This window comes from Ruminococcus sp. J1101004sp1_RTP21198st1_B9_RTP21198_201120, assembly GCF_040924245.1.
GTDB lineage: Bacteria > Bacillota > Clostridia > Lachnospirales > Lachnospiraceae > Blautia_A > Blautia_A faecis.
Genome location: NZ_JBCOMI010000045.1, coordinates 1 through 19227 on the forward strand (window position 1 = coordinate 1; position 19227 = coordinate 19227).

Sequence of the window (19227 nt, forward strand, 5' to 3'; positions counted from 1 at the left end):
ATGCGGTGAAAGTCGCATGTCCGGTGTGAAGTGGGGGAAAAGGTGGAGATAATATCAAAACCTTACCTATCACTATAGGCGGAAAAACTCTATTATTGTGCCTTGATTGGTTATATCTGGTATGAAGGCAGGGAAGAAGAAAAGAATTTTAATACTCTGTTGGAAATGATCAATGTGTCAGAAGCCAGGGAAGATGATGAGAATTTCAAGAATCCAGTAGATCTGATGTTTGATGAACTGGAGCAGAAAGACCCGAACCATTTTGCAGTAAGGCAGTACAAAAAATACAAGCTGGCTGCCGGTAAGACAGCAAAATCTATTCTGATCAGTTGTGGTGCAAGACTCGCACCCTTTGATATTGCGGAACTGCGGGAGCTTATGAGTTATGACGAGCTGGAATTGGATCTGGTTGGTGACAGGAAAACTGCATTGTTTGTTATTATTTCAGATACCGATGATACCTTTAATTTTATTGTTTCTATTATGTACACACAGCTTTTTAATCTGCTCTGTGACAGAGCTGATGATGTATATGGAGGCAGACTTCCAATTCATGTGAGGTGTCTCCTGGACGAGTTTGCGAACATCGGACAAATTCCTAAATTTGAAAAATTGATTGCTACGATTAGAAGCCGGGAAATCTCAGCTTCTATTATTTTGCAGTCAAAGTCTCAGCTTAAGGCAATTTATAAGGATAATGCCGATACCATCGAAGGGAACTGTGATACGACCTTATTCCTGGGGGGAAAGGAAAAAACGACATTAAAGGAAATAGCGGAGATCCTGGGAAAAGAAACCATAGATCTTTATAACACATCGGATACGAGAGGCAGTCAGCGGTCTTATGGAATGAACTACCAGAAAATAGGAAAGGAGTTGATGAGCCAGGATGAAATAGCAGTCATGGACGGAGGAAAATGTATTCTGCAGGTGAGAGGTGTCAGACCATTTTTCTCAAATAAATACGATATTTGCAAACATAAAAACTACAAATATCTGTCCGATTATGACAAAAAGAATATCTTTGATATTGAAAAATATCTGAGTACTAATCTGATACTGAAACCAGAGGATGAAGTGGAACTGTATCAGATGTAACTTCTCGACAAATTGTCGGGAAGTGGATCATGGGAGGAAATCATGAATAATTTGGAAAAAAGGAACAGTCGGTATCCATCGACGAAAATGAATATACCGACTGTACGTGTGAAGAATTTTCCAAGTAGAAAATCCTATGCTTAGTGTAGCACAAAAGGCAGGGTTTATATAGTGTTTTCTTCCCTTTCTGGAAAAAATCTAAGAAAGGACTGGAAAATGTAAGTTTTCCAAAGGTACACTTATGGCATTTTTTACAACGGCAATTACGACCTTAAAAACATTGGTTTGTGCGATCGGAGCCGGACTTGCAGCCTGGGGAGTGATCAATCTGCTGGAAGGATATGGAACGGACAATCCGGGTGCAAAGTCACAAGGAATAAAACAGTTCATGGCTAATTAAAGGGAACAAAAAGAAAGGAAAAGCACAATCCAGACGGTATCAGCGGCAGGCTACAAGAATAAATTGTGATTTCATAAGATTGGTGCTATAATAAGAGAAAAGTTCCTGCCGGGGCAGCCGCCCCGGTGGTATGGATAGAAAGGCAGGAAAACAATATGCACATCAGCTATAAACCACTCTGGCACACACTGTTAGAGCGTGATATGAGAAAAGAGGATTTAAGGCTTGCCGCTGGTATGACAACAAATATGATTGCCAACATGAGCAAAGAGGGAAAGCACATCAGCATGGATACATTAGCCCGTATCTGCGAAACGCTGAATTGTGAGATTACCGATGTGATTGAGTTAGTACCAGACGAGCCTGCTTCCACAGGAGGTAAGGAACATGAGCGAATTGAAACCAAGAATAACGGAAAACGGAATTGATTATATCCTTGTCGGAGATTATTACATCCCGGACTTGAAACTGCCGGAGGAACACCGCCCTATCGGAAAGTACGGACGGATGCACCGGGAATATTTAAGGGAAGTCCACCCAGCCAGATTGAATACATTGATACTGACCGGGGAATTGTGGACATATCTTGCAGACCTGAACGAACAGGCACAGGAACGGTTAGACACCATCATGGAGCAGATGAAAACTGCCGAGGGCGTAACCGAGGAATTGAAGCGTACCCACCAAATGGAATGGGTGCAGCGTTGCAATAACATTCATAACCGGGCAGAAGAAATTGTTTTGCATGAGATGATTTATTCATAACGGGAGCAATTAAATCGGAGGTATATAAGATGATTGAAATTGTATTTGGTGAAAGTGCCTGTGGAAGTTTGAAAATTGCCCAAACTTACGGCAAGGGAAAGTATAGAGGAAGTGCTGTTTCAATATTTATGAGGCATGAAGACGGGAGTGTTCCATCTTCAGATGAAATGAAAAAAGCACAGCTTCAAGCACAGGAACAAGAACGCATTGCTTGGGAGAATGCTATTCCATTGGGAGGCAAGAGCTGTGATGTTTATTGTTTTGATATGGCTCTTAGTGTGGGAGATATTTCTGATAATGGAATTGGCGAACAGCGGAAAAATGTTTTCAAGAAAATGCTGTCTGTCTGCTTTGTAGAGGATTTAGATTATCAGGTTGAAGAAAAAATACAGAAAATTAAAACTACATTGACCTCAGTGATTGAACGATATGTAGCTGGGGAAGAAATTCGCATTTGGTATAGCTATAATCCAGATGAGCTTTGTGGTATGTATTGGCTTATGAAACAACTTCAACCCTTAAACTGCCAGACAACAATTTATTTGGTTAAGTTACCTACATGGGAATATGGAAAAGAAAATACTATGACATCCAAAATAGCATGGGGCGAGGTCTCTCCTGGCGAATGGGGAAACTATATAACTCTACAAGAGAAAGCTAATCCTGTATTTCTTTCAGCTTGTGCTATGAAATGGAATCAACTTCAAAATGAAAATGCACCTTTGCGTGCAATGTTAAATGGTAAATTGCAAAGCGTTTCAGAAGATATATATGATAGTTTCATTCTTCGTGAAATTGCGGAACAGCCAGAGCAATTCAAAATGGCTATTGTCATAGGTAATGTTTTAGGAAAATATCAACTTGGAATTAGTGATGTATGGATTTCCAATCGCATTGATAAAATGCTTGAAGATGGTGTGTTGGAAATTATACAGGACGCACCAAAGGGAGAAACAAATTATCGCCGAATATTAAGAAAACGAATGAAGTAATAACCACAGCACAAACCGCTGCTACATGGAATCCAACAAACCATGCAACAGCGGTTTTCCTTTACCGTTTTTTCCTCTGGTTGATAGGCGTTCCCGTTTTCTTTGATTTTTGGAGAATCCGAATAAGCCAGCGAAATTCTTCATCTGACAGATTTTTATAGTTGATACCGAGCTGCTTGCAGTAAAGCACTGCCAGTTTTTCCAAACGGCTGCCCTTGAAATTTTCGACCGCTTCCAGATTTTCTTTCAGTTCATTGGCAACAGTGGTCTGGGGCGCACTCTCACTATCCTTTTTATGGGTTTCCCGAATATCCCGGATAATCAGGTTTAGGTCATCCAGAACCATGTGGCTGAAATATTCATCATCACTGATATGGGCGGCTTGCAGCACTTTCAAATGTGGGTCATCTTCGCCAGGGCGATACCGTTCTATGATTTCATGCCGGACAGTATCGACAAGGGTGTTGAGGTTTTGAATCTGCATGGTGGCAATCCCATCCACATAAATCTCAATGTCCGCAAGAAACTTGATAAAGTCCTTATGGGTGGCAAGTTCGCAGAGCAGACGGTTGTTGATCCGTCCGCTTTTCAGAAGTGCAACCATTTCATCGTTCAAATGCAGCTCCGTCAGTGGCGTGTTGATCTGCTCCCTGTTCTCTGTCCGGCACAGCAGATAATCGACGGAAACCCCATAGAAGTCTGCCAGCGTGATAAGGTTGCCATGATTGATTTCCTTAAAATCTTCTTTTTCATAACTGCCAAGGGCTGATTTAGAAATACCCGTTAGTTTTGATAGTTCTTCCAGATTTAAGCCTTTGTCCTTGCGGAGTTCCCAAAGGCGTTCCTGTATGCTTGTTGCTCCTTTCATGGGCACACGCTCCTTTCCAACGGTTTCATTGCTGCCGCTTATCTGGATTATATCACACTTTCCGTAATCGTGGAAATTTCTGATTTTTACCCTTAATTCCTACTTTGTGGACATACGGCACAGGGCACAAAAATGTTCTATGATACAGGTAGTTCATCGATGGATTATTCCAATCGAATGACCAGCCTGTGTGGGATATGCTTCCCCGGCGATGTAGCGCCATGAATTTTGGCAGGGATATGGAGGAACCCTGACCGAAACGAGCGTACCAAAGGGAGCGATACGCCGCTGTGAGATTCAGGGGAGGAACGACACCGGGGAGAACTGGCGAACTGACACCGAAATGATACCGAAACACGACAATCTGATAGGGGGATAGTCTACCCTATCGCTGATACTTCGGGAGATTTTAAGCGGCTCTATGGCTGTAATTTTGCCGAAAATCGCCCCGAGACCATACACTAAAACGGGAGGAAACACAATATGCCGAGAATGAGCAAAAAGAGGAAGCATGAGCTTTCCTTTTACCTCAATGACCGGGGGCGTGTCACTTACAACGAATTATGCCGGAAATGCCAGCATGGGTGCAAGCAGAGCTTCCGGGCGGTTGTGATTGACTGCCCCTGTTATTTATCCAAACGAGCAAAGAAAAAGGAGGAACACACCGAATGAATTTTGAATTTATGACGATAGACACACCATTACCGCCCTGTATGCCATTTCCCAGAGCGTTGACAGGATTTCCAGTCAGCAGCACCGCAAAGGTCATGTACTGCCGGATGCTGGACGCTATGCTATCCAAAGGGAAGGAGGACGAGAACGGAATCCTGTTTGTCTGCTTCCCCATCACAGCCATTGCCGCAGTCCTGTCCCGCAGCCCCATGACGGTCAAGCGTTCTCTGAATGAACTGGAAACCGCCGGACTTATCATGCGGGTGCGTCAGGGCATTGGAGAACCAAACAGGATTTATGTGCTGATACCGGGAAAGTAGGACGCTGCCCTTGCCTGATACCTCAAAACTGGAAAAGCTCAACCGGGAGTTGGAAAAAAGCGAAAAGAAACTGCGGAAAGCCATCAATGATGAAAAGGCATTGCAGCACCAGTTGAAGCAGCTTACCCGAAAGGAACGGACGCATCGGCTCTGTACTCGTGGCGGTATGCTGGAAAGTTTTCTGCAAGAGCCGGAACGCCTGACAGATGATGATGTCATGCTGCTGTTGAAACTCATTTTTCACAGGCAGGACACGCAGGAACTATTGAAAAAACTGCTGGAACGGGAGAAGCTGGAAACCCCTTAGTTTACTAAGGGCGCAATTATACACCACCCAAAGGTTGGTGCATTGCGTTCTCCGAAGGCTCCTCGCCGGAGGGCTGTGATTTTCCGCAGCCACGGACTGCTCCAAATCAAACAGGGGACGCTACACTTCCCCTGCGCTGGCTTTCGCCAGCTACCCTTTTGTGGACTTGCCATCTGGGGACACCTTGCGTTGCAAGCTGTTCCCAGCCGACAAGTTTTACAGAATCAGTTTTCTGTCTTTTGAGAAGAAATGAAAAATGTTATACTAAAAAATGAAAATGCCTATTGACTCTCACGGAACGTCATAGATTAAAGTTACCTTATCAGGAACAGGAGGTCAGCAGCTATGAGGACAGTAAAAGAAATATCAGATTTAACAGGTATCAGCGTTCGCACGCTTCACTATTATGATGAAATCGGGTTGTTAAAGCCAACAGAAAAAAGTGATGCGGGATACCGGCTTTATGACGATAAGGCACTGGAAACATTACAACAGATTTTATTTTTCCGTGAGTTTGATATCTCCTTGAAAGAAATCAAAGCTGTTTTGGACAATCCGGCTCTTGATAGAAATCAGATTCTACAAGTACAGCGAAAAATGTTGGTAACAAAGAAAGAACGAATGGAACGTCTGATTGCCAGCATTGATGACATTCTGAAAGGAGAGAACAAAATGGATTTTACAATTTTTACCAAAACAGAAGTAGAAGAAATGTTCCAAACCATGCTTGAGCATATGCCGGAGAATATGAGAAACATTGCAATTAAAGAATTTGGTAGCATTGAACAATGGAAAAAGCATTATATGGAAGTCGTATCTTCGGAAGAAATGCAGAAAGGCTATGCAAAGGTAGTTGAATGGTATGGTGGAAAGGACAAGTTTCTGTCTGTTGCCCGAACTCCCGTCAGCAAAGAAGTTGCAGAAAGCTATAACAAACGGATAGAAGCGATTTTGCAAAAACTGATTGCAAAACAGAATTGTGACATAGATTCTTTTGAAGTAAAAGAGCTTGTTGGAGAATATGGCTTTGTTATGAAACAGCTTGCCCAGATAAAAGAAGAAAAAGGCTTTATGATGGCACAGGCGCAGTATTACCGCAATGAACAAATCAAACCAATGATAGACGAAAAATACGGTGAAGGGGCTTCTGATTTCTTTGCACAGGCAATAGAAAACTATTATAAAGTTAAGTAATCTTGAATTTTAACTAAATACCCGCCGCCCCCAGCGGCACACCAAGCAGGAAATCTGAAAAAGGTCTCCTGCTTTTTTTATACCTAAAATCGGAAAGGAGGAACACTAAATGCCCTGTCCACACAATCAAATCTCCATCGTCCAGCGTAGCAACCGCCAGTCTGCTGTTGCCGCCGCTGCTTACCAAAGCGGCGAAAAGCTGTTCTGTGAATACGACCAGCAAGTGAAGCACTACCCAGAAAAGCGTGGTATCGTCCATAATGAAATCCTGCTCCCGGCAAATGCCCCGCCAGAGTATGCAGACCGCAATACCTTATGGAACGCCGCCGAAGCTGTTGAGAAGCAATGGAACTCCCAGCTTGCAAGGCGGTGGGTGCTTTCCATTCCCAGAGAGATACCGCCCGACCAGTACGCCGCCCTTGTCCGGGATTTCTGCAATCAGCAGTTTGTTTCCAAAGGAATGTGCGTGGATTTTGCCATCCATGACAAAGGGGACGGAAACCCTCACGCTCATGTCATGCTGACTATGCGGGCAATGGATGAACATGGGAAATGGCTTCCCAAGAGCCGCAAGGTTTATGACCTTGACGAGAACGGGGAACGGATAAAACTTCCGTCCGGCAGATGGAAAAGTCACAAGGAAGATACGGTTGACTGGAACGACCGCAAGTATTGTGAAATCTGGCGGCATGAATGGGAGATCATCCAGAACCGCTATCTGGAAGCCAACAACCGCCCGGAGCGGGTGGATCTCCGTTCTTATGAAAGACAGGGGCTTGATATTATCCCTACCGTCCATGAGGGTGCTGCTGTCCGGCAGATGGAAAAGCGAGGGATTCAGACCAACATCGGAAATCTGAACCGGGAAATCAAAGCCGCCAACAGCCTGATGAAGTCTATCCGGCAGCTTATTAAAAATCTCAAAGGCTGGATTATCGAGCTTAGTGAAAAACGAAAAGAACTGCTTGCGGAAAAAGCTGCGGAGGAAGCGGTATTTCTTCCCAATCTGTTGATGAAGTACATGGAGGTACGAAAGGCAGAACGGAGCGACTGGACACGGGCGGGACAAAACCGTGGAACTTCCAAAGACTTAAAGGCAGTCAGCGAAGCCCTGTCCTATCTTCAGAGAAAGGGACTTTCCACCGTGGAGGATTTGGAAAACTTTATAGAAACGTCCGGGAAATCTGCCGCCGACTACCGAAAGCAGATGAAGCCAAAGGAAACCCGCAGCAACGTGATTGACGCTATCCTTGCCGCCCGGACGGACTGTAAGGAATGTAAGCCCGTTTATGAGAAATACCAGAAGATATTTTTCAAGAAAACTAAGGAAAAATTCAAGCTGGAACACCCGGAGGTTGCCCGGTTTGAGAAAGCCAGTGCCTACCTTGCCAAGCACCCGGATGATAAGGACAGCACGAAAAAGGAGCTTTTGCAGGAACAGGCGAAGCTTGTGGGCGAAATCGCAGACTTGAAAGTACCGTTGACCGAGGTGCAGGAAGATTTGAAGAAGCTGCGGGACATCCGCTACTGGGTACGGAAAGCCACACCCGGCACAGAGGAAAGCAAAGAGCCGCCCAAGAAGCAGCCCCTCAAAGAAGTCTTGCAGGATAAGGCTGACGAGAAGAAAGCACAGAAAAACGCCCCGGCGCAGACGAAACACAAACAACAGGATATGGAACTTTAACAGGCACTTGCCATTTTCAGATTGAGAATGATAAGTGCCTTTTCTTTTTTACAAGGAGGAATTGATTTGAATGTATTTGAAGCTGTGAAGCAGTCCGTTACGACAAGACAGGCTGCGGAGCATTACGGAATCCGGGTAAACAGAAACGGGATGGCTTGCTGCCCGTTCCACAACGATAAGACCCCCAGCATGAAGCTGGACAAGCGTTTCCACTGCTTCGGATGTGGTGCAGATGGGGATGTGATTGATTTTGTAGCTGCCCTGTACGGGCTGGGGAAAAAGGAAGCCGCCGCACAGTTGGCGAGTGACTTCGGGCTTGCCTATGAGGACTGGAAGCCACCGGGCAGGGCAAGGAAGCCCAAGCCCCGGCAGAAATCCCCGGAAGAACAGTTCCGGGAAGCAAAGGCACATTGCTTCCGTGTCCTTGCCGATTATCTACACCTCTTACGGGTATGGAAAACCGACTATGCCCCGCACTCCCCGGAGGAAGCGTTTCATCCCCGGTTCGTGGAAGCCTTGCAGAAGCAAGCCCATGTGGAATATCTGCTGGATGTGCTGCTGTTCGGGGAGACAGAGGAAAAAGCGGTTTTGATTATGGACTACGGAAAGGATGTGATACAGCTTGAACAGCGAATGGCAGAGCTTGCAGCCGCAGACGCAGCAAGAACTAAAAAACACCATGAACGCCATGCAGCCGCCCCAGAGCGTTGAGGAAGTAAAGGCAACTCTGGAAACCACCGAGAAAGGCGGCGTCCGCCAGAGCATACGGAACTGCCTGACCGTATTCCAGCGTGACCCTGTGCTTGCCGGGGCAATCGCCTACAACATCCTGACCGACCGCAAGGACATCATAAAGCCCATCGGTTTTCACAGAGAAAGCACAGCCCTGACCGATACGGACATGAAGTATCTGCTTCTCTATCTGGAGGAAACCTACGGGCTTACCAGTGAGAAAAAGATTGAAACCGCCATCGGGATTGTGGCGAATGAGAATAAGTACCACCCCATCCGGGATTTTCTGAACAGCCTTGCATGGGACGGGACTGAGCGCATCCGCTTCTGTCTGCGGCACTTTCTGGGAGCTGATGTGGACGATTACACCTATGAAGCCTTGAAGCTGTTCATGCTGGGGGCGATTACAAGGGCATTTAAGCCCGGAAGCAAGTTTGAAATCATGCTGTGTCTGGTAGGCGGTCAGGGGGCTGGCAAATCCACCTTCTTCCGGCTGCTGGCAGTCCGGGACGAGTGGTTTTCCGATGATTTGCGGAAGCTGGACGATGATAACGTGTACCGCAAGCTGCAAGGTCACTGGATAATTGAAATGTCGGAAATGATGGCAACCGCCAATGCCAAGAGCATTGAGGAAATCAAGTCCTTTCTAAGCCGCCAGAAAGAGGTTTACAAAATTCCCTATGAAACTCACCCGGCAGACCGCCCCCGTCAATGCGTGTTCGGCGGCACTTCCAACGCCCTTGACTTTCTCCCCCTTGACCGTTCCGGCAACCGCCGATTTATCCCGGTCATGGTGTACCCGGAGCAAGCCGAGGTTCACATTTTGGAGGACGAAGCCGCTTCCAGAGCCTATATCAGCCAGATGTGGGCGGAAGCAATGGAGATTTACCGAAGCGGCATGTTCAAGCTGTCATTCAGCCCAGCCATGCAGCGGTATCTCAAAGAACACCAGCGGGATTTTATGCCGGAGGACACCAAAGCCGGGATGATACAGGCTTACCTTGATAAGTACACCGGGGAAACGGTCTGCTCCAAGCAGCTCTACAAGGAAGCCTTAAACCACACCTTTGATGAGCCGAAGCAATGGGAAATCCGGGAAATCAACGAGATAATGAACCAGTGCATTACCGGGTGGAACTACTTTTCCAATCCGAGGATGTTTGCGGAATACGGCAGACAAAAGGGCTGGGAGCGTGAAATCCCGGCAACGGACACCGACAACCCGCCCGAAAAATCTATGGACGGTTTTGTGGAGGTCACAGAGCAGATGGAGCTTCCATTCTGAAAATGACAGCCCGTTGCCGACTTCGTTGCTATCCCGTTGCCGAGCCGGTTGCCGGGGAAAATCCCTTATTTCCGGGCTTTTTCCCTCTCTGACAACCAAAACAACAGAAAAATAAAAGAAAAGTATAAATAGTAATCAACGCCAGATTGAGATTGTTTGCAAGGTCTTTTGAAGCCCGTTGCCGGACTTCGTTGCCGACCGTTCTCTGTCTGGCTATTTTCATGTATGGAGGATAACTGCCTATGGCGAAAAATAAGACCAAGATTGAAGTGACAACCGTATTTGACGGGGAACTGGACGCCACCGATGTGTTCGTCAGCCTGATTTCCCAGAAATACGGCAAAACAAATACAAAAGAATATCTTGCTAAAAAGAAAGATTTGAAGTATAATGAAGATGTGGTTCAACAGAGCCAGATACCGTCTGGATTGTGTGGGTAAATGGCTATGATGAACGAAATGGAATACAGAACAATCGGTTCAGCACTTGCCGGGGGCTATCGTGCGGCGGTCTATTGCAGGCTGTCAAAGGACGATGACCTGCAAGGCGAAAGTGCCAGTATCGCAAACCAGCGTGATATGCTGGAAAAATACTGCGAAAAGCAGGGATGGGAGGTTGTGGCAGTCTATCAGGACGATGGCTTCACAGGTCTTAATATGGAGCGTCCTGATTTACAGAGAATGTTGAGAGCCATTGAGCGCAGGCAAATCAACCTTGTCATCACGAAAGACCTCAGCCGACTGGGGCGTAACTATTTGCAAACAGGGCATTTGATTGAGGACTTTTTCCCAAGAAACGGTGTCCGCTATATCGCCATGAATGACGGTATCGACACCCTGCGGGATAACAACGACATCGCCCCGTTCAAGAATATCCTGAACGAGATGTACAGCAAGGATATTTCCAAGAAAGTCCATTCCTCTTATCTTCTGAAAGCGCAGAAAGGACAGTTTACCGGGTGTCTTGCCCCGTTTGGGTATCGGAAAGACCCGGAGGACAAAAACCATCTGCTCATTGACGAGGAAACCGCCCCGATTGTGCGGCTGATTTTCGGATATGCCCTAAACGGTCATGGTCCGAACTATATCCGCAGACGGCTGGAGGAAGAAAAAATCCCCTGCCCCACATGGTGGAACCGGGAACGGGGGCTTCGCAATACCCGCACCAAATGGGAAAAGAAAGACCCGGAAAACGGGCGGTATATGTGGGACTTTTCCGTTATCAAAGACCTTTTGATGAATCCCGTTTACACTGGGGCGATTGCTTCCCAGAAAAAGGACTACCGTTTCAAAATCGGCACGATTGGGGAAAAGAAGCCGGAGGACTGGATTGTAGTGGAAGGACAGCATGAACCGCTGATTGACCGCATGAGCTTTGACATTGTGCAGAACAAGCTGAAATCCCGCCAGCGTCCGGGGCAGACCAATGAAATCAGCCTGTTTGCCGGACTGATAAAATGCGGCGAGTGTGGGAAGTCTCTGACGGTACGCTACACAAACGCAAAACATCCCCAGCAGATTTACTCCTGCAAGACCTACAATGCCTTTGGAAAGAACCACTGCACCCAGCACCGGATTGATTATGACACCCTTTACAGTCATGTGCTGCGGAAAATCCGGGAATGTGCCAGAGCTGCCCTGATGGACGGGAAAGCGGTTGCTGACCGCCTGACCAATACCTGTGAAGCCGAGCAGCGGGAACAGCGGGAAGCAATGGAACGCTCCCTTACAAGGGACGAGGAACGGATTGAGGTTCTGGACAAAATGGTAATGCGGCTTTATGAAGATATGATTGCAGGGCGTATCAGTGAGCAGAACTTCAACACCATGCTGGAAAAGACACAGACCGAGCAGACGGAACTTAAAACAAAAGTGTCCGAGGGCAGAAAGCGGCTGTCCGATGAAGTCCAGCTTGCCAATGACGCAAAACAATGGGTGGAAGCCATTCAGGAATACGCCAACATTACAGAACTGGACGCAGCCACCCTCAACCGCTTAATCAAAGAAATCGTCGTGCATGAGCGCATTGACGAAGATAAAACAAGACACATTTCTATCGAAATTCATTTTAATCTCAAACCCATCCCGGAGGTGGAACAGGTCACTGCCTGACCTGTCCCGCCGGGACGGTTCTCTTAAAAACACCATATAGATTTTTTGTACGCCGCCGCCCGCCATCGAGCAGAGTTTTACACCTAATTGGGGATAAAACAGTTGATGGCGGGCGGTGGCATCGTACTGATTGGAATAAACCTGATTCCACAGCTTGCAACTTTGTTTGGATAAATAAATGGGTGGAATAACCGAAAAAATAACAGAGTTCATAAAGGATCTGCTAACAGGCTGGATCACATCAAACCTGGATACCATGTTCACCGATGTAAATACCAAAGTAGAAACGATTGCTACAGAGGTTGGGAAAACACCCCAAAATTGGAACAGTGGCATTTTTTCCATGATAAAAAATCTGTCGGATAATGTCATTGTCCCCATTGCGGGGATGATTATTACATTTGTACTGTGTTATGAGCTGATTTCCATGATTATGGAAAAAAACAATATGCACGATACGGATACGTTTATGTTTTTCAAATACATTTTTAAGATGTGGGTAGCGGTATATCTGGTTACTCATACTTTTGATATTGCGATGGCAATTTTTGATGTAGCGAATCATGTGGTATCCAATGCTGGCGGTATGATAACCGGTTCCGCATCTATTGATGTTACAGAAGCATTGAAAACGCTTCTTGAAACGCAGATTGAAGATATGGGAATCGGAGAATTACTGGGGCTTGGTCTGGAAACGATGCTGGTCAGTTTATGTCTAAAAATCATATCAGTCCTGATTACCGTCATTTTATATGGACGAATGATAGAAATATATCTTTATGTCTCTGTGGCACCTATTCCGTTTTCAACATTTACGAACAGGGAATGGGGAAGTATTGGAAATAATTATGTGAAGGCATTATTAGCGTTGGGATTCCAGGGATTTTTTATGATGGTATGTGTTGCGATTTATGCAGTTCTGGTAAATGCTATTACAGTTGCGGATAATCTTCATACAGCTATCTGGTCAGTTGCAGCATATACAGTTATTTTATGTTTCAGCCTGTTTAAGACCAGTTCCCTGGCAAAATCAATCTTCAATGCACATTAGGAGGAAACAAGAATATGGCATATGTTCCAGTGCCGAAAGATTTTTCAAAAATAAAGACAAAATTAGCACTGAATTTAACTAAAAGACAAATTATATGTTTTTCTCTGGCAGGAATTTGTGGTGTTCCGGTCTATTTGCTGACAAAAGCAGGACTGGGAACAGATGTGGCAGCAACGCTTATGATCATAGTGATGCTGCCATTTTTCTTTTTTGCAATGTATGAAAAGGATGGATTTCCAGCAGAGAAAATATTGCTTCACATTATCCGGCAGAAATTTTTAAGACCTGGAATCAGGTTCTATCGTTCCCAAAACTTATATGACCGGATTATAGAGTACGATAAATTAGAGAAAGAGGGTGCATGGCTTGAGAAAAAGGCAAAAGAAGCCAGGGAAGCGAGAAATCCGTTCCATTTCCTTAAAAAAGCAGACCGAAAAAAATAAGAAACAGAAAACCGGACTTACGAAAGAAGAAAAAAAGCGTCTGAAAGAACTTCGGATGATAAAAGCGGAGAATCAGAAGAAGAGGAAGCCTTTTACAGCGCAGGATACGATTCCATATAAGGAAATATATAAGGATGGTATCTGCAGGACGGATGATAACTATTATTCAAAAATGGTGCAGTTTTACGATATAAATTACCAGTTAGCGCAGAATGATGATAAAGCGGCTATTTTTGAGAACTATTGTGAGTTCCTGAATTCATTTGACAGCTCTGTTGAGGTACAAATTACATTTCTTAATCAACAGGTGAATTTTGATGAGTATGCAAAAAATATTGATATTCCAGAGCAGGATGACTGTTTCAATGATATTCGGAAAGAATATTCGGATATGTTGAAAATGCAGCTTTCCAAAGGAAATAATGGGCTTGTAAAAACAAAATATATTACATTTTCCATTAAGGCGGATAATCTGCGAAATGCAAAATCCAGGCTGGAGAGAATTGAAGCCAGTGTATTGAATAATTTTAAGGTGATGGGAGCCATGGCAGAGCCTTTAAATGGGGTAGAACGTCTGAAAATCTTGCATGATGTGATGAATATGGACACAAAAGAATCTTTCCATTTCCATTATGGGATGGTTGCAAAAACAGGTCTGCAGACAAAAGACTTTATTGCACCTACCGGATTTGATTTTCGCAATGACAGCTATTTTCGGATGGGACAGACTTTTGGATGCGTGTCATATTTACAGATTACATCACCAGAACTTACGGATAAACTGCTGGCAGATCTGCTGGATCTGGAAGAGAATCTTATCATCAATATGCACCTGCGTCCAATTGATCCCAAGGCAGCTATTAAAAGCCTGAAAAGTACGCTGTCAAATATTCAGAAAATGAAAATTGAAGAACAGAAGAAAGCGGTCAGAAGCGGATATGATATGGATATTATTCCAACGGACATTTCTACATACGGAGAGGATGTGGAGGGATTGCTCAATGAAATCCAGTCCAGGAATGAGAAACTTTTTGAACTTACTTTTTTGCTGATGAATACAGCGGACAATAAGAGAAAACTGGACAATATTGTGTATCAGACTGCAGGAATCGCCCAGAAATATAATTGCAATATACGGAGACTTCAATATCAGCAGGAACAGGGACTTGTGGCATCACTACCACTGGGAATGAACCAGACTGGAATACAGAGAATTATGACTACGACTTCTACAGCAATCTTTGTTCCGTTTACCACACAGGAACTTTTCCAAGGCGGTGAAGCTCTTTACTATGGCTTAAATGCACTGTCAAACAATCTCATTATGGTGGATCGGAAACGATTGAAAACACCTAACGGCTTGATTTTGGGTACTCCTGGTTCCGGTAAGAGTTTTGCAACGAAAAGAGAAATTCTCAATGTTTTCCTGATTACAGACGATGACATTATTATCTGTGACCCGGAGGGAGAATATTTTCCGCTGGTAAATGCCTTAAATGGTGAAGTTATTAAAATCAGTGCAAAAAGTAATGATTACATCAATCCTATGGAAGTGAACCTGGATGTTATTTATCATCCGGAGAAATACAGGATTAATGGCGATGTGGAGGATATTGATACCATTATTGCTGATAAAGCAGAGTTTATCACATCTTTCTGCGAGGTCATTATGAAGAAACCTCAAAATGCAGAATTAAATGGTGATGAGGTTTCCATGATTGACCTGTGTGTAAAAGACATTTATAAAAAATATCTTTACAATGATCCAAAACCGGAAAATATGCCGACTTTGCAGGATTTCTATGAACGTCTGAACTTTTATGCACCAGATAAACCAGCAGCACAGAACATTGCCAACAGTCTGCAGTTGTATGTAACAGGATCGCAGAATGTATTTAACCATCGAAGTAATGTCGATACGCAGAACAGAGTGGTATGCTTTGATATTCGGGAACTTGGAACCACACTACGAAAAGCAGGGATGTTGATTGTCCAGCATATGGTTTGGACAAGAGTATCACAGAACCGCAGTCGTAGGAAATCAACCCGTTATTATGTGGATGAATTTCACCTTTTGCTGAACCAGCCACAGACTGCTAATTATTCTATTGAAATGTGGAAGAGATTTCGTAAGTGGGGTGGAATCATTACAGGAATCAGTCAGAATGTAACAGATTTTCTTGGCTCTCTGGCAGTAGAAAGTATTGTGGGAAACAGTGATTTTATCCTGATGTTAAATCAGCACAGCGGGGATCAGAAGATCCTTGCGGAGAAATTGAATATTTCCAAGCATCAGATTTCTTTTGTAAATAACAGTAATGCAGGAGAAGGGCTGCTCTTTTACGGAAATGTAATCATACCTTTTGCAGACAGATATCCGCAGGATACCAGAACCTATGCTTTGATGAGTACTAAACCGGATGAGATTCAGACTTAACGGACAAAAAAGCAGAGGTGAGGTACATTGGGAAAACAAAAATATACGGCGAAAGAGAAGAAAGTCAGCCGTATGACCAGAAATGGTCTGGTTGAGGAAAATCTTGCAACAAAGGAGACCAGAAAAGTTACAAACAGCGATCAGGAGTTGCCTTATAAACAGAAGGATGTAGAACAGGCATTTATTACTTCTGAAAAGAAGAAAAACTCTCATAAAAAAGCTGAAAAGAAACAATTTTCCGAAAAAGTTCAGGAGGGAAATCCTGCCAAAAAAGAAGAGGCTGCAAACAGTCCTCCGGGAAAACGAAAAACACAGGGACGGTACAGATACCGGGACAAGCCTGCAGGTGTATCTGTGGATTCAGCGGTAGAAATACGTGAGCGCAAAGAAAAACACAGGAGCCAGTATCAGCGACAGAAAAAGAAACAGCAGAGACTGCAGTTTGGAAAACTGGAGACAGATGGAAGTCTGAAGAAAGAAAAGAAAACTTCGGCTGAAACAGATGGAGGACATTTTCAGGCAGAGAAGAATGATGTTTCTACAAACCGAAAAAAAGGAAAGCAGAAATATAGCCGAAAAACAATAAAAACTTATCAGGAAGTGGATAAGGCTGCAAGAAAACAGGAAGCTGAGAGGCAGAACAAAATTCCGAAAGATTCTGTTTATACCAAGAAAACAAATGAGGAACAGAAAGCAAAGGTAAAGTACCATTTATATTTCGACAAAAAAACAGGGAAAACGGATGGTAAAAAGAAAACCTTGTCTTCTGTTCCAAAGAAAGCATTAAAAAATGCAGTATATCAGAAAGCAGGCGAAGACGAAGAGGAAAACAGTGCTGTAGATGCAGCACATAAGCTGGTGCGTTCAGGTGAGTGGATATTACAGGAACATAGCAGTAGAAATATCCGGAAGAACCGCAGTCAGATACATAAAGAAAACCGTTTAGAGAAAAGAGCCTGGAAGAGTGCATCCAGGTATCAATATCAGAAATATCTGGAAGAACATCCAGAGATGCAGAAAAAGCTGATCAGAAAATTAATACAGAAGCAGAGGATTAAGCGAGAGTATCAGATGGCATACCGGGCTGGGAAGATTGCAAAAGAAACAAAAGACACCTCAATCCGGTCAGTAAATCTTGCTACTAAAATTGCAAGAAAGGCACAGGAAGTATTTGTAAGAAATGTAACTACTCTGATCTCAATGGGGTTGTTATTGATTTTGCTTCTTTCCGTAATGACAGGATTTGCTTCCTGTTCGGCTATGTTTTCTAATGGAATTTCTACGGTAATCGCTTCCAGTTACATTGCGGATCCGGACGAAATTGAAAAAGCAGAGTTGTATTATACGCAGTTGGAAGCCAGTCTTCAACAGAAAATAAACCAGATGGAAGCCCGGTATCCAGGAAAAGATGAATACAGATATAACATTGGTGAAATCGGCCATGATCCTCATACATTGATCAGTTATCTGACTGCCAGTTATGGGGATTTTAAGTTTGATGAGATAAAAGGAGAACTGGAAACAATTTTTTCTTTACAGTACGGAATCACCGTAGAGGAAAAAAGTGAAACCCGGCAGGAAACATCTACAATACAGGTAGGGCAGTCATTGGGAAATGTTGTGACCAGTGGATACTGTAATTGTCCCATCTGCTGTGGCGTGTGGAGTGGAGGACCTACTGCTTCAGGGGCAATGCCACAGGCTAATCATACGCTTGCGGTTGATGCTGCAAACCCATTTCTTCCAATGGGGACGAAAGTAGTGATGAATGGGATTGAGTACACCGTAGAAGATACTGGAAACTTTGCCCAGTATGGTGTCCAGTTTGATGTTTATTATGATAATCACGCAGTAGCTGAGGCACATGGTCATCAGATCTGGGAATGTTTTCTGGCAGAGGGCAATCAGAACTCTGTGGAAGTTACCCGTACAGTAACTGCAGATGTACTGAATGTTTCTGTTCAGGCAAAACCGCTTAGAAGTGTTATTCTGTCCAGAATGGAAGAGGATGAGCAGGAAATTTATGAAGAGGTCTATTCCAACAGAGGAAATTTACAGACATATAAAACTCCGGTTGAGTTAAACTGGTATGCCTATATCAGTACCTATTATGGGTATTCTGTAAACAATGGAACCGGGCAGACACAACTTCACAGAGGTGTGACGATTAATGTACGACAGGGAACAGAAGTGAAGTCAGCGATGAATGGTTTTGTTGTAGATGTAGGATATAGCGGAACTTTTGGAAATTATGTAGTTACGCAGGATAAAAAAGGTGTGCAGATTAAATACGCTTATCTGCAGAGCATTTCGGTAGCAAATGGTCAGGAAGTAACAACAGATACTGTAATTGGTACAACGGGAAGTACAGGAAGTGCAACCGGAAGCCAGTTATATTTGGAACTGGTCAAAGATGGGGAATATTATAATCCTGTTTTTTATATCAGTACCGGAGATAGCGGGCTGTATGTTGGAGGAGGCAGTTATGATGATGAGACTGTGCGGAGATTATTTGCGGAAGCAGACAAATATCTTGGTATGCCGTATGTATGGGGCGGTTCCAGCCCGGAGACTTCTTTTGACTGTTCTGGTTTTGTAAGCTATGTGTTTACCAATTCGGGTGTCTGCAATATGGGAAGACTTACTGCACAGGGAATTTATGACATTTGTATGCCTGTATCACCAGAAGAAGCAAGGCCAGGAGATATTATCTTTTTCACTGGGACGTATGATGCGGGAGAGCCGGTTACCCACGTAGGAATTTATGCCGGAGATGGACAGATGATCCATTGTGGAAATCCAATTCAGTATACGTCCATTAATTCTGCATACTGGCAGTCTCATTTTTATGCTTTTGGCAGGCCATAA

17 protein-coding genes and 3 pseudogenes are annotated in these 19227 nt (G+C 44.2%); 19 read left to right on the forward strand and 1 reads right to left on the reverse strand.

From position 1 onward, the window contains the following. Positions 1–78: 78 nt before the first annotated feature. The 5 genes and pseudogenes from AB5618_RS19660 to AB5618_RS19680 all read left to right on the forward strand — a co-directional run. Positions 79–1098, forward strand: a pseudogene (locus tag AB5618_RS19660) (VirD4-like conjugal transfer protein, CD1115 family); the annotation flags it as partial. A 241-nt stretch (positions 1099–1339) separates the two neighbouring features. Continuing rightward, a pseudogene (locus tag AB5618_RS19665) lies at positions 1340–1492 on the forward strand (Maff2 family mobile element protein); the annotation flags it as partial. 161 nt (positions 1493–1653) lie between these two features. Next, positions 1654–1926 (forward strand): helix-turn-helix transcriptional regulator, encoded by a 273-nt coding sequence (locus AB5618_RS19670; protein WP_002593556.1) that lies wholly within the window; start codon positions 1654–1656, stop codon positions 1924–1926. After that, a complete protein-coding gene (locus tag AB5618_RS19675; RefSeq protein ID WP_005927690.1) occupies positions 1886–2263 on the forward strand; it encodes a TnpV protein in 378 nt (125 codons plus the stop codon). Before AB5618_RS19670 ends, AB5618_RS19675 begins: the two co-directional genes overlap by 41 nt. 29 nt (positions 2264–2292) lie before the next feature. Then, positions 2293–3255 carry a DUF3658 domain-containing protein gene (locus AB5618_RS19680; protein WP_005927687.1) on the forward strand — a complete coding sequence of 321 codons (963 nt, stop codon included), beginning with the start codon at positions 2293–2295 and terminating at the stop codon, positions 3253–3255. 61 nt (positions 3256–3316) lie between these two features. Here AB5618_RS19680 and AB5618_RS19685 read toward each other — a convergent pair whose 3' ends face one another. After that, the gene (locus tag AB5618_RS19685; protein ID WP_005924756.1) at positions 3317–4123 is read right to left on the reverse strand and encodes a helix-turn-helix domain-containing protein; all 807 of its coding nucleotides are present in this window, start codon (positions 4121–4123) and stop codon (positions 3317–3319) included. 483 nt (positions 4124–4606) lie between these two features. Between AB5618_RS19685 and AB5618_RS19690 the strand changes: the two genes are divergently transcribed. The 14 genes and pseudogenes from AB5618_RS19690 (at position 4607) to AB5618_RS19755 (ending at position 19227) form a co-directional block, all read left to right on the forward strand. Beyond that, positions 4607–4795 (forward strand): hypothetical protein, encoded by a 189-nt coding sequence (locus AB5618_RS19690; RefSeq protein ID WP_117536679.1) that lies wholly within the window; start codon positions 4607–4609, stop codon positions 4793–4795. Continuing rightward, positions 4792–5115 (forward strand): DeoR family transcriptional regulator, encoded by a 324-nt coding sequence (locus AB5618_RS19695; RefSeq protein WP_148461936.1) that lies wholly within the window; start codon positions 4792–4794, stop codon positions 5113–5115. Before AB5618_RS19690 ends, AB5618_RS19695 begins: the two co-directional genes overlap by 4 nt. A 10-nt stretch (positions 5116–5125) precedes the next feature. Continuing rightward, on the forward strand, positions 5126–5422 hold the full coding sequence (locus tag AB5618_RS19700; RefSeq protein ID WP_117628259.1) for a DUF3847 domain-containing protein: 297 nt from the start codon (positions 5126–5128) through the stop codon (positions 5420–5422). Positions 5423–5767: 345 nt separating this feature from the next. Further along, a complete protein-coding gene (locus AB5618_RS19705; RefSeq protein ID WP_148461935.1) occupies positions 5768–6616 on the forward strand; it encodes a MerR family transcriptional regulator in 849 nt (282 codons plus the stop codon). A 109-nt stretch (positions 6617–6725) separates the two neighbouring features. Further along, complete coding sequence (gene mobQ, locus AB5618_RS19710) at positions 6726–8300, forward strand: MobQ family relaxase (protein ID WP_025544159.1); 1575 nt, start codon at positions 6726–6728, stop codon at positions 8298–8300. A gap of 66 nt (positions 8301–8366) precedes the next feature. Next, on the forward strand, positions 8367–9011 hold the full coding sequence (locus tag AB5618_RS19715; RefSeq protein ID WP_025544160.1) for a CHC2 zinc finger domain-containing protein: 645 nt from the start codon (positions 8367–8369) through the stop codon (positions 9009–9011). Further along, a complete protein-coding gene (locus AB5618_RS19720) occupies positions 8980–10317 on the forward strand; it encodes a virulence-associated E family protein (protein ID WP_008394605.1) in 1338 nt (445 codons plus the stop codon). The genes AB5618_RS19715 and AB5618_RS19720 overlap by 32 nt, the downstream gene beginning before the upstream one ends. Before the next feature lie 242 nt (positions 10318–10559). Then, on the forward strand, positions 10560–10757 hold the full coding sequence (locus AB5618_RS19725) for a hypothetical protein (protein WP_148461934.1): 198 nt from the start codon (positions 10560–10562) through the stop codon (positions 10755–10757). After that, positions 10758–12428: a recombinase family protein gene (locus AB5618_RS19730; RefSeq protein ID WP_008394601.1), complete on the forward strand. Its 1671-nt coding sequence runs from the start codon at positions 10758–10760 to the stop codon at positions 12426–12428. It begins immediately after the preceding gene. 90 nt (positions 12429–12518) lie between these two features. Continuing rightward, a pseudogene (locus AB5618_RS19735) lies at positions 12519–12602 on the forward strand (Maff2 family mobile element protein); the annotation flags it as partial. A gap of 4 nt (positions 12603–12606) precedes the next feature. Then, the gene (locus AB5618_RS19740) at positions 12607–13479 is read left to right on the forward strand and encodes a VirB6/TrbL-like conjugal transfer protein, CD1112 family (RefSeq protein WP_005426566.1); all 873 of its coding nucleotides are present in this window, start codon (positions 12607–12609) and stop codon (positions 13477–13479) included. 14 nt (positions 13480–13493) lie between these two features. Beyond that, the gene (locus tag AB5618_RS19745) at positions 13494–13922 is read left to right on the forward strand and encodes a PrgI family protein (protein WP_059085511.1); all 429 of its coding nucleotides are present in this window, start codon (positions 13494–13496) and stop codon (positions 13920–13922) included. Continuing rightward, on the forward strand, positions 13846–16359 hold the full coding sequence (locus tag AB5618_RS19750; protein WP_368361648.1) for a VirB4-like conjugal transfer ATPase, CD1110 family: 2514 nt from the start codon (positions 13846–13848) through the stop codon (positions 16357–16359). Before AB5618_RS19745 ends, AB5618_RS19750 begins: the two co-directional genes overlap by 77 nt. Positions 16360–16386: 27 nt before the next feature. Next, the gene (locus tag AB5618_RS19755) at positions 16387–19227 is read left to right on the forward strand and encodes a CD1108 family mobile element protein (RefSeq protein ID WP_243102761.1); all 2841 of its coding nucleotides are present in this window, start codon (positions 16387–16389) and stop codon (positions 19225–19227) included.

Coding starts and splice junctions, on each gene's coding strand:
- mobQ (WP_025544159.1), top strand. CDS start 6,726: ATGCCCTGTCCACACAATCAAATCTCCATCGTCCAGCGTAGCAACCGC.
- AB5618_RS19740 (WP_005426566.1), top strand. CDS start 12,607: ATGGGTGGAATAACCGAAAAAATAACAGAGTTCATAAAGGATCTGCTA.
- AB5618_RS19685 (WP_005924756.1), bottom strand. CDS start 4,123: ATGAAAGGAGCAACAAGCATACAGGAACGCCTTTGGGAACTCCGCAAG.
- AB5618_RS19690 (WP_117536679.1), top strand. CDS start 4,607: ATGCCGAGAATGAGCAAAAAGAGGAAGCATGAGCTTTCCTTTTACCTC.
- AB5618_RS19675 (WP_005927690.1), top strand. CDS start 1,886: ATGAGCGAATTGAAACCAAGAATAACGGAAAACGGAATTGATTATATC.
- AB5618_RS19745 (WP_059085511.1), top strand. CDS start 13,494: ATGGCATATGTTCCAGTGCCGAAAGATTTTTCAAAAATAAAGACAAAA.
- AB5618_RS19725 (WP_148461934.1), top strand. CDS start 10,560: ATGGCGAAAAATAAGACCAAGATTGAAGTGACAACCGTATTTGACGGG.
- AB5618_RS19720 (WP_008394605.1), top strand. CDS start 8,980: ATGAACGCCATGCAGCCGCCCCAGAGCGTTGAGGAAGTAAAGGCAACT.
- AB5618_RS19680 (WP_005927687.1), top strand. CDS start 2,293: ATGATTGAAATTGTATTTGGTGAAAGTGCCTGTGGAAGTTTGAAAATT.
- AB5618_RS19695 (WP_148461936.1), top strand. CDS start 4,792: ATGAATTTTGAATTTATGACGATAGACACACCATTACCGCCCTGTATG.
- AB5618_RS19670 (WP_002593556.1), top strand. CDS start 1,654: ATGCACATCAGCTATAAACCACTCTGGCACACACTGTTAGAGCGTGAT.
- AB5618_RS19730 (WP_008394601.1), top strand. CDS start 10,758: ATGGCTATGATGAACGAAATGGAATACAGAACAATCGGTTCAGCACTT.
- AB5618_RS19705 (WP_148461935.1), top strand. CDS start 5,768: ATGAGGACAGTAAAAGAAATATCAGATTTAACAGGTATCAGCGTTCGC.